Below are 467 nucleotides of genomic sequence, written 5' to 3'. Positions count from 1 at the left end.
CTTTGTGCATGGATGACGGGTCGATCCACCGCTTCCGCAGCCATGCCGTGGTGCTGGCGACGGGCGGCTATGGCCGTACCTATTTCTCGGCGACGTCCGCCCACACCTGCACCGGCGACGGCGGCGGGATGGTGCTGCGCGCCGGGCTGCCGTTGCAGGACATGGAATTCGTCCAGTTCCACCCGACCGGCATTTACGGCGCGGGCGTGCTGATCACCGAAGGCGCACGCGGCGAGGGTGGTTACCTGACCAACTCCGAGGGCGAGCGCTTCATGGAGCGCTACGCCCCGTCCGCCAAGGATCTTGCCAGCCGCGACGTCGTGTCGCGCTCGATGGCGATGGAAATGCGCGAGGGGCGCGGCGTCGGCAAGGAGAAGGACCATATCTTCCTTCACCTCGACCATATCGACCCGAAGGTGCTGCACGAACGGCTGCCCGGTATCACCGAAACCGGCAAGATCTTCGCC

1 protein-coding gene is annotated in these 467 nt (G+C 66.0%); it reads left to right on the top strand.

Translation table 11 applies throughout. The features are described 5' to 3' along the window. Positions 1-467 (top strand): FAD-binding protein (locus AACY52_RS30810; protein WP_339561465.1); only part of this gene is annotated, 467 nt, incomplete at both ends.

Origin of the sequence: Pseudomonas sp. EA_65y_Pfl1_P113 (assembly GCF_963970525.1) — a bacterium.
In the GTDB taxonomy this organism is placed as follows: Bacteria; Pseudomonadota; Gammaproteobacteria; order Pseudomonadales; family Pseudomonadaceae; genus Aquipseudomonas; species Aquipseudomonas tritici.
Note: the sequence above shows the minus strand (reverse complement) of the source record. Positions and strands in the feature narration are given on the sequence as shown.